The 8638-nt window shown below is 71.4% G+C and carries 6 protein-coding genes; 3 read left to right on the top strand and 3 right to left on the bottom strand.

Annotated features, from left to right (window positions below; translation table 11 throughout):
* A partial coding sequence (locus GT042_RS29245; RefSeq protein WP_161311718.1) for an N-6 DNA methylase occupies positions 1–1061 on the bottom strand: 1061 nt, incomplete at its 3' end.
* 172 nt (positions 1062–1233) lie between these two features.
* Here GT042_RS29245 and GT042_RS29240 point away from each other — a divergent pair.
* Entirely contained in the window at positions 1234–2049 is an 816-nt protein-coding gene (locus tag GT042_RS29240) for a hypothetical protein (protein ID WP_161311717.1), read from the top strand.
* A 96-nt stretch (positions 2050–2145) separates the two neighbouring features.
* On the opposite strand, the gene GT042_RS29235 is transcribed toward GT042_RS29240, so the two are convergent.
* Positions 2146–2949: an HNH endonuclease family protein gene (locus GT042_RS29235; RefSeq protein ID WP_345943963.1), complete on the bottom strand. Its 804-nt coding sequence runs from the start codon at positions 2947–2949 to the stop codon at positions 2146–2148.
* A 114-nt stretch (positions 2950–3063) separates the two neighbouring features.
* Complete coding sequence (gene mfd / locus GT042_RS29230; RefSeq protein WP_161311716.1) at positions 3064–6615, bottom strand: transcription-repair coupling factor; 3552 nt, start codon at positions 6613–6615, stop codon at positions 3064–3066.
* Positions 6616–6813: 198 nt separating this feature from the next.
* Between mfd and GT042_RS38385 the strand changes: the two genes are divergently transcribed.
* Both GT042_RS38385 and GT042_RS29225 read left to right on the top strand, forming a co-directional pair.
* The gene (locus GT042_RS38385) at positions 6814–6990 is read left to right on the top strand and encodes a hypothetical protein (protein WP_202534116.1); all 177 of its coding nucleotides are present in this window, start codon (positions 6814–6816) and stop codon (positions 6988–6990) included.
* 359 nt (positions 6991–7349) lie between these two features.
* Positions 7350–8117 (top strand): methyltransferase domain-containing protein, encoded by a 768-nt coding sequence (locus GT042_RS29225; RefSeq protein ID WP_345943962.1) that lies wholly within the window; start codon positions 7350–7352, stop codon positions 8115–8117.
* The last annotated feature ends 521 nt before the right edge of the window (positions 8118–8638 follow it).

The raw sequence follows: 8638 nt of genomic DNA, 5'->3' as shown, positions 1-8638 counted from the left end.
ACGGCCCGCAGGGCGCCGCGCCGCAGCAGGTCGGCGCGGATCCGGCGGCCGGAGCGGCGCGAGGCGGCGGCGGGCGGCATGAGGAGGACGGCGGTGCCGCCGGGGCGCAGGCGGGCCAGGGCGTGCTGGACCCAGGCCAGTTCGGACTCCGTACGGGCCGGGAAGCCGTACTCCCAGCGCGGGTCGTAGGCCAGCTCGTCGTGGCCCCAGTTGCGCTCGTTGAACGGCGGGTGGCAGAGGACGGCGTCGACCGCGAGGCGGGGGAACGCGTCGGCGCGCAGGGTGTCCCCCGCGTGTACGCGCACGTCGGCCTCCGTATGAAGGGCGAGGCGCAGCGCGGTGAGCGCGGCGGGCTCGGGGACGGCCTCCTGGGCGTGGAGGGCGGCCGGGTGCGGGACGGCGCGCAGCAGCGTGCCGGTGCCCGCGGCGGGGTCGAGCACGCTCACACCCTCGGCGGTGGCGCCCGCCAGCGCGGTCATGAGGGCGGCGGCTTCGGGCGGGGTGAGCGTGTACTGGCGGGGGTTGGCGTCCAGGTAGCGGCCGAGCAGGAACTCGAACGCCTGGCGCGCGCCGAGATCGGCGGCCAGTTCGGCGGCCGACCGCAGGAGGGGCACGCGCGAACGCAGCTCTCTGGCGCCGGGGGTGTGAACCGGTCTGTCGCCCTGTTCGCCGAGGCGGGCGGTGAGGACGCCGTCCAGGGCGGCGGGCAGCAGCTCGGCGAACCGTACGTCACTGGCGGCGGCCAGCTCCAGCCAGACCATGGGGCGCTCGTGGACGAGGAGGAGGGCGCAGCCCGTACGGATCAGGGCGGAGGCGGCGCCGGCGGGGTCGCCGGAGACTTCCTGCCAGACGCGTTCGCGCAGCGGGACCTCGGCGAGTTTTCCCTGGTCGCGCAGCCATTGTTCAACCTCGCCGAGGGAGAAGGAGGGGCTGGTCTCGGTGCCTCCGACGGGCTGGGGGAAGTCACTGTGGCGGCGGCGCCAGTTGCTGACGGCGGCCCTTCCGACACCCGCGAGCCGGGCGATTCCGGCGGCCGTGACCTCCGCTGCGTTCTCCGGCACCTGGCTGCCTCCCTCACTCTCACGGCTGTCGTGTCGGACCGAGCATAGCGGCGCGCACCCTTTCGAACGGATTCTCGTGGTGGACGTGGACGATACCGAGAATCGTGGTTGACTCGGTTCACAGCATCTGTTGTCATTGACTCATCGCCACACGACTTTCCCGGAGACCACCATGCAGGTACACCTCTCGCCCCGCGCCCGCCGTGGCGCCCTCGCCGCCCTCTGCGCGGCCGCCGTCCTGACGCTCCCGGCCTGCGGACCGGGCACGGGCGGCGACAACAGCCCGGCCAAGAAAGCCACAAAGTCCGCGAAGGCCACGAAGGCCGCGAAGGCCGCGAAGAAGCCCGCCCCCTTCGCGGACCAGTCGGGCCCCGAAGTCCTGGACCGGGCCTTCGCCGCGACCCGCGCCGCCACCTCCCTGACTCTCAAGGCCGACATGCCGGATCCGGAGGGGCGCGTCGCCGTCGACGTGGCGCTCGACAAGAAGGGCGACTGCGCGGGCACGATGTCGATGAACGGGCAGGGCACCGTGATGCTCACCAAGACCGGCTCGACCGTCTACATGAAGTACGACGAGGAACTGCTCAGGTCGCAGGGCAAGGGGCAGCCGAAGGCCGAGGTGGACGCGGCGGTCAAGATGCTCGCCGACCGGTGGATCAAGGCCGACACCAAGGAGCCCGACGCCAAGGACCTGGTCGGCTTCTGCGACCTGGACGAGCTGCTGTCCGCGTTCGAGGGCGGCGACAGCGTGGCCCGCAAGGGCCCGGTGAGCACGGTGGACGGACAGCCGGCGCTCACGCTGACGGAGACGGACGGCTCGTCCGACTACACCGTGCACGTCGCGACGGAGGGGAAGCCGTACCTGCTCAAGATCGCATGGACGGGCAAGGAGGAGGGGACGATGGCATTCTCGGAGTTCGACCGCCCGGTCGCGGCGGAGATCCCGGCCGACAAGGACGTGGTGGACCTGGCGAACCTGGACGGCTGACGGCGTACGGGCCACGCCCGCCGGGGCCGTACAGCCGCCCTACGACAGCCCTACCGCGCCCCTACCGCGGCGTGCCACGCGCATCAACCACCCGCGTCAGCCGCCGCACTGACGGAGCATCACCTTCTTATCCGCCGCCGTCACGGGCAGTTCGTACTTGAGCGAGACCTGGGCGAACCGGACGGCGTACGAACAGCGGATCCGCTTGTCCGGGGGCAGCCAGGACGCCGGGCCCGAGTCCGACTTGGATCCGTTGGTGGGGCCGTCCACCGGGATGAGGTTGAGCGGGTCGTTGGCGATCTGCTTGCGCTTGTTCTCGTCCCAACGGGCCGCGCCCATCTGCCAGTCGTACGACAGCGGCATCACATGGTCGATCTGCACCTTCGACGCGGACTGCTTGCGCCACTCGATCGTCTTGCCGGTGTACGGGTCCCGCAGCGTCATCGAGACGACGACGCAGTCGGATCCCGACCGGTACTTCAGCCGCTCGCCGTCCCGGGCGAGCAGGTCGTTCCTGGTGTCGCAGCCGTTGTGCGCGAAGGGGACCCCGTCGGCGGAGTCCAGCCAGGCGTAGCCGAACTTGTCGCGGTCGTACCCCGTCTTGGGGCCGCGCCCCTTCGTCTTCACCCGGTCGATGAGCTTGCGGCCCGCGCTCCTGTCCGCCTCCGACGTGAGAGGAGCGAGCCCGCGCTTCGTCCCGTCGGGGTTCTTCAGCGGGCCCGCGCCGGAACCGCCGGAGCCCGGCCCCGTGTCCGCGCCCGGGTCCTGCGCCCCGGCCGACGCGGCCGGTCCCGGGTCGATGCCGATCCCGCCCTCGCACCCGCCGAGGACGGCGACCGCCAGCACCACGGCCCCACCGCGCAGGCCTGCCCGCGCCACCCGTACCCCACGTCCGTCCACGCCCGCACCCTACGCTTCCCGCCGGCCGGCCCGGCAGGGAGACGTATGCCCCCGATCCCCCTACTGAGGCGCGGAACACCGGGCCTCAGCAGAAGGATCGGGGGCGAGGCGGTCTCAGGACCCCAGGATCGTCGCCAGGAACTCCCCGGTCCACGACAGCAGTTCGCGTCCCACCACCGGCTTCCCGCCGATCTTGCCCGCCGTCGGACGCGGCACCAGGATCTGGTGCGCCGCCGGCTTGATGACCGTACGGGGATGCAGCCGCTTGAGGCGCAGCTCCTGCGACTCCCTCAACTCCACCGGCGCGAAGCGGATGTTCGGGCCCTGGAGCACGATCTCGCCCACCCCGCACGCCCGCGCCAGCATCCGCAGGCCCGCCACCAGCAGAAGGTTCTCCACCGGCTCCGGCAGCTTGCCGTAGCGGTCGGTCAGCTCCTCACGTACCGCCTTGATGTCCGCCTCCGTGGTGGCGGAGGCGATGGCGCGGTACGCCTGGAGGCGCAGCCGCTCGCCCGGCGCGTACTCGTGCGGGACGTGCGCGTCGACCGGCAGCTCGATCTTGACCTCCAGCGGCGCGGCCTCCTCCACCGTGCCGTCCACGGCGGCACGGTAGTCCGCGACCGCCTCACCGACCATGCGGACGTACAGGTCGAAGCCGACACCCGCGATGTGACCGGACTGCTCGCCGCCGAGCAGGTTGCCCGCGCCGCGGATCTCCAGGTCCTTCATGGCCACGTACATGCCCGCGCCCATCTCGGTGTGCTGGGCGATCGTCGCGAGCCGTTCGTGCGCGGTCTCGGTCAGCGGCTTCTCGGGCGGGTAGAGGAAGTACGCGTACCCGCGGTCCCGCCCGCGGCCCACCCGGCCGCGCAGCTGGTGGAGTTGGGAGAGGCCGAAGTTGTCGCCGCGCTCCACGATCAGGGTGTTGGCGTTCGAGATGTCGATGCCGGACTCCACGATCGTCGTGGAGACCAGCACGTCGAACTTCTTCTCCCAGAAGTCGACCACGACCTGTTCCAGCGCGCTCTCGCCCATCTGCCCGTGCGCCGTGGCGATCCGCGCCTCCGGGACGATCTCGCGCAACCGCGCCGCGGCCCGGTCGATCGACTCCACCCGGTTGTGGATGTAGAACACCTGGCCCTCGCGCAGGAGTTCACGGCGGACGGCCGCGCCGATCTGCTTCTGCTCGTACGGGCCCACGAAGGTCAGCACCGGGTGGCGCTCCTCCGGCGGGGTGGTGATGGTCGACATCTCGCGGATGCCGGTGACGGCCATTTCGAGCGTACGGGGGATGGGCGTCGCGGACATCGTGAGGACGTCCACGTTGGCGCGGAGTTTCTTGAGCTGCTCCTTGTGCTCGACGCCGAAGCGCTGTTCCTCGTCCACGATGACCAGGCCGAGATCCTTGAACTTCGTCTCGGACGAGAACAGCCGGTGCGTACCGATGACGATGTCGACCGCGCCTTCGCGCAGCCCCTGGAGCGTCGCCTTGGCCTCGGCGTCCGACTGGAAGCGGGAGAGGGCCTTCACGGAGACGGGGAACTGCGCGTACCGCTCGGAGAACGTACCGAAGTGCTGCTGCACCAACAGCGTCGTCGGTACGAGCACCGCGACCTGCTTGCCGTCCTGGACGGCCTTGAAGGCGGCCCGTACGGCGATCTCCGTCTTTCCGTATCCGACGTCGCCGCAGACCAGCCGGTCCATCGGGACCGTCTTCTCCATGTCCTCCTTGACCTCGGCGATCGTGGAGAGCTGATCGGGCGTCTCCACGTACGGGAAGGCGTCCTCCAGCTCCCGCTGCCACGGGGTGTCGGGGCCGAAGGCGTGGCCGGGGGCCGCCATGCGCGCCGAGTAGAGCTTGATCAGGTCGGCGGCGATCTCCTTGACGGCCTTCTTGGCGCGCTGCTTGGTCTTCGTCCAGTCGGCGCCGCCGAGGCGGTGCAGGGTGGGCGCCTCGCCGCCGACGTACTTGGTCACCTGCTCCAGCTGGTCGGTCGGGATGTAGAGCCGGTCGCCGGGCTGCCCGCGCTTGGCGGCGGCGTACTCGACCAACAGGTATTCGCGGGTCGCGCCCTGGACGGTGCGCTGCACCATCTCCACGTAGCGGCCCACGCCGTGCTGCTCGTGGACGATGAAGTCGCCCGCCTCCAGCGTGAGGGGGTCGATGGTCTTGCGGCGCTTGGTGGGCAGGCGCTGGCCGTCCTTGCCGGCGGCCTTCTGGCCGGAGAGGTCGGTCTCGGTGAGGACGGCGAGCTTGAGCGCGGGGTCGACGAAGCCCCAGTCGATGGACCCGCGGGCGACGTGCACGACGTTCGGGGAGATGTCCACGAGGCCGCGGCCGTTCCCGGCCTCGGGGGTGTCGAGGCGGGCCGCGATGCCCTCCCCGCCCAGCACCTCGACCGTACGGGAGGCGGTGCCCTGGCCCTCGGTTACGTACACCGTGCGCCAGCCGTCGGCCAGCCAGCCCTTGGTGTCGGCGAGGGCGCGCGAGGTGTCGCCGCGGTACGACTCCGGGGCGCGCATCCCGAGCCGGATCGTCTCCTCCGAGACGTCCTCGTCGGCCGCGAACGGGGACACGGACCACCACATCATGCCCAGCTCACGGGCCCGGTCCCGGACGTCCGTGATGCCCCACAGCGAGGCCGCGCCCACGTCGATGGGGGCCTTCCCGCCCTCGGCGCTGGCGGCCCAGGACGCCTGGAGGAACTCCTGGCTGGTCGCGACGAGGTCTGCGGCCCTGGTCCGTACCCGCTCCGGTTCGCAGACCAGCGCCATGGACCCCTCGGGCAGGACGTCGAGCAGCAGCTCCATGTCGTCGACCAGCACGGGGGCCAGGGACTCCATGCCCTCGACGGCGATCCCCTCGGCGATCTTGCCGAGCAGCTCACCCAGCTCGGGGTGGACCTCGGCGAGCGCGGCGGCCCGCTCCCGGACCTGCGGGGTCAGCAGCAGCTCACGGCAGGGCGGCGCCCAGAGCCCGTGCTCGGCGACCTCCAGCGAACGCTGGTCGGCGACCTTGAAGTAACGGATCTCCTCGACGTCGTCGCCCCAGAACTCCACCCGCAGGGGGTGCTCCTCGGTGGGCGGGAACACATCGAGGATCCCGCCGCGTACGGCGAACTCACCGCGCTTCTCGACCAGCTCGACGCGGGCGTAGGCAGCCGCGGCAAGGGCCTCGGTGATGTCGTTCAGGTCGGCGCTCTGCCCGCTCCTCAGGGCGACGGGCTCCAGTTCCCCCAGCCCCTTGACCTGCGGCTGGAGGACGGACCGGATCGGGGACACCACCACACTCACCGGCCCGGCGGAGGGATCGTCCTTGGCGGGGTGGGCGAGGCGGCGCAGGACGGCGATGCGCCGGCCGACGGTGTCGGACCGGGGCGAGAGCCGCTCGTGCGGCAGCGTCTCCCAGGACGGGTACTCCACGACGGTGTCCGGGTCCAGCAGCGTCCGCAGCGCCGCCGCCAGATCCTCGGCCTCCCGCCCGGTCGCCGTCACGGCGAGCACCGGCCGCCCCGACTCCCGCGCCAGGGCGGCGACGGCGAAGGGCCGCGCGGCGGGCGGCCCGACCAGGTCGACGTGCATACGGTGACCGTCGGCGGCGGCCTTCACCGCTTCGGCGAGCGCCGGGTCCTTGATGACGGCGTCGAGCAGACCGTGCAGGCTCATGAAGGGTGGTTTCCGTCCAGATCCGTTGAGCGGGGCTGCCGCGGTGCGGCTGAGGGGACAACGCGAAGGGCCCGACACGTCGCACGGGCCGGGGTGCTCCCAGAGTACGACGCCGGGAGAAACGAGGCTGCCGCCGGACGGCCGAGGAATAGCCACCACCGGCAGAAGGTTTAGGTCCCAACACCAGGAGGAGCCGCCATGCCCGACGCGAAGACCCACCAGGACCAGGCCGAAACAACCCGCCGCACCCGCTTCGGCAAACTCCCGGAGCGCATCCGCCTGGAAGACACGACCCAGGCGATCCCGGCGACCACACCGGACCCGTCGAGGGACTCGTACAACCACGACGAGTGGTTGACGCGTAACGCCTTGTAGCGGCGCGTGTGGGTCACCGATGTCACGGATGTCCTCAAACGCCGGACGGGCTGGGTGTGTCTTGACCGAGTCCCCCGGCAAGAACCCGCACCCAGGCCACCGGCCCGCAGCGGACACAACCAGCCTGTCCGGCGATTGAGGACAAAAGCCGGCCGTCCGGGCGGCAACGCGGACGCGTAGTAGGCGCGTTGGTGTGCATCTGCGGCAAGCAGTGAATGAGCACACAGCAGTGCTGTCATCTTGGGCCGTCGCGGCCTGGCGGCGGAGATGGACCGGCGCGGTGACTGACCGGTGCGGTCGCCCTGGGTTCGCCGGGCCGCTGACCCCGTACCACGCCACCTCTTCGCGCCGGACCGCCTGTGGCGTTGGGATGGCGCGGCACGTACCTGCCCGTGGACCGGTGCGACGACCCCGACGGGTGGTCGGCGGAGGTGTACGGAGGCCCGGACGACGCCGCTGTCACCCAGGTCACGGACGGTCTCCCCTCCTCCAGCCTCTCCTGCGAGGCAGTCGTGGCCGACATGCTCGACTCGCTCCTGCTGGAACCGGGCCACCGGGTCCTGGAACTGGGCACAGGCACCGGCCGGAACGCCGCGCTGCTCGGGTGGCGGGCGGGGGCTGAGCTGGTGACGAGCGTCGAGGTGGATCCCGACTTGGCGGTACGGGCACGGGAGCGTCTTGGGGCGGCGGGTGACCGGGTGCGGGTCGTGGTGGGCGACGGCGGCAAGGGGTGGGCGGGGGCACCGTACGACCGGGTGATGGCCACGTACGCGGTGGATCGGGTCCCGTGGGCCTGGGTGACCCAGACCCGGCCGGGCGGCAGGATTGTGACCCCGTGGGGCCGGCTGGGGCATGTCGCGCTGACGGTGGCGGAGGACGGTAGGTCGGCGACGGGCTGGGTGCAGGGACTGGCCCAGTTCATGTCCGCGAGGGGGACCACCAGCCCGGTCCGGACCTTCAGCCAGGTACGCGGAACCGGCCCCGCCGAGGCCGAACGCTCGATGACCAGAAACCTCGGACCGTTCCGGAACTGGGACCGTTCCGGAACGATGTCCACCTACGGTTCGCGCTGCGAGTCGCCCTGCCGGACGCCCGGATCACCACAGCGGAGGACGAAGATGGCCTGAACGCGTGGCTGCATGCCGGGGCCGACTCGTGGGCAACACTGTCCGCCGTCGGCGGTGGCGGCACGGTGGCGCATCAGGGCGGACCACGCCGCTTGGCCGATGAGCTGGAGGAGGCGTGGGATTCGTGGGTCCCCATGGGCAGTCCCAGCCTGTACGACTACGGCATGACGGTAGAGCCCGACGGCCAGTACGTGTGGTGCGGGGACGCGGCAACGGGTCCGAGGTGGCCATCGGTTCAGACCGAGGGGTAGTCGGGGGAGCCCGGGTTGTGGTGAGGCGGGTGGGGCCGCCCCTTGTTGTTGATTGTCGCGGGTCCGGTCCGGGCGTCAAGGGCGCTCCTACGTCGCGTCGGCTTCGCCGATTGCGCTGCGCTTAACCCTTGACCCCCACCCCGGCCCCGCAAGTGCAGGTGGAGGGGGGCGGCCCGGGGGAAGGTTCCCCGGGGGCCAGTCTGTGCTTCCTGTTTCGTCGCGGGCTGCTGCTTTCGGCGGGGTTTTGCGCACCACTTGAATGGGGCGGTG

The sequence above is a fragment of the Streptomyces sp. SID3212 genome (genome assembly GCF_009865405.1).
GTDB lineage: Bacteria > Actinomycetota > Actinomycetes > Streptomycetales > Streptomycetaceae > Streptomyces.
This window is presented reverse-complemented; position numbering and strand designations above follow the sequence as displayed.

Bases quoted from the DNA above. Each gene is read 5' to 3' on its own strand.
- GT042_RS29240 (WP_161311717.1), top strand. From the start codon at position 1,234: ATGCAGGTACACCTCTCGCCCCGCGCCCGCCGTGGCGCCCTCGCCGCC.
- mfd (WP_161311716.1), bottom strand. From the start codon at position 6,615: ATGAGCCTGCACGGTCTGCTCGACGCCGTCATCAAGGACCCGGCGCTC.
- GT042_RS38385 (WP_202534116.1), top strand. From the start codon at position 6,814: ATGCCCGACGCGAAGACCCACCAGGACCAGGCCGAAACAACCCGCCGC.